General features: G+C 63.4%; 2 pseudogenes. Both read right to left on the bottom strand.

The annotated features are described in order from the left end of the window. Positions 1-328: pseudogene (locus tag EN893_RS35615) on the bottom strand (L,D-transpeptidase); the annotation flags it as partial. Continuing rightward, positions 312-971, bottom strand: a pseudogene (locus EN893_RS35610) (pilus assembly protein); the annotation flags it as partial. The pseudogenes EN893_RS35610 and EN893_RS35615, both read right to left, overlap by 17 nt.

Genomic DNA, 971 nt, shown 5'->3' with positions numbered 1-971 from the left:
GCCATTCGGTCTTCGCCCCGACCTTGACGATTCCGGTCCAGCCGAACCCGTCGCGCCCGACGCTGATCTGATAGCGCAGCGCCTGGCCCTGGCGGGTGACGAGGTAAAGCGCCTTCTCGTCCTTGCGGATGACGATCGTGCCCGGCTGCTCGGCGGTTCTAAAGGCAACGGCCTTGCGCAGGCTGGGCCCCATCGCCGGCAGCGGCGGCCGCTCCGAAAGCGCCGATCGCGCCTCGGCGAAGTCGTGGACGGACAGCGCCAGCGCCATGCCGAGCGCGCAGGCGCCGGCGAGCTTCGGGGCGATCCGATATCTATCGGGCAGCGTCATCGAGCCGCTCTTTGAACATCCGCTTCAGATCCTTGTTGAAGCGCGCACGCCCATCCACTTCGGAAGGCGGAATGGCCCTGTTCAGCGCATCGGTCAGAAGCGCGTTGTCGAGCGCGACCGACTTGATGTGCGGCGCCTTGAAGATCTTTTCGAGCTCGCTGCGCGAAAAATGGTTCCCGAACCATTTGCGCTTGTGCTTGTTGGCGACCAGCGTGATGCTGACCGCATTGCCGCGCAGCTCGCGGATCTTCTTGTAGAGCCGCTTGCCTTGCCGCAGCGACGCGACATTGAGTTCGAAGACGATGAAGATCTCGTCGCTCGTTGACAGCACGGAATTGTGCCAGGGCGTTTCGAGATTGGGCAGGTCGATGACGATATCGTCGAAGCGGTAGGCGACGAGGTCGAGCAGCCGGAAGACGAAGTCGCTGCCATGCGGCTCGAACGGCAGTTGCGGCCGCTCGAATGCGTAGAGGGTGAGGCCGGACGGGCGCGACAGCTTGATGACGTCCATCAACTCGACATCGAGCCGTTCCGGCTGGCCGATGATGCCGGCAAGGTCGAACTGGTTGAACAAGTTGAGATAGGCGCCGCAATTGGCGCTCTGGAAATCCAGGTCGACGAGACAGGTGGACGCCGCGCGCTC

It is taken from the genome of Mesorhizobium sp. M7A.F.Ca.CA.004.04.2.1 (assembly GCF_004022825.1).
GTDB lineage: Bacteria > Pseudomonadota > Alphaproteobacteria > Rhizobiales > Rhizobiaceae > Mesorhizobium.
Note: the sequence above shows the minus strand (reverse complement) of the source record. Positions and strands in the feature narration are given on the sequence as shown.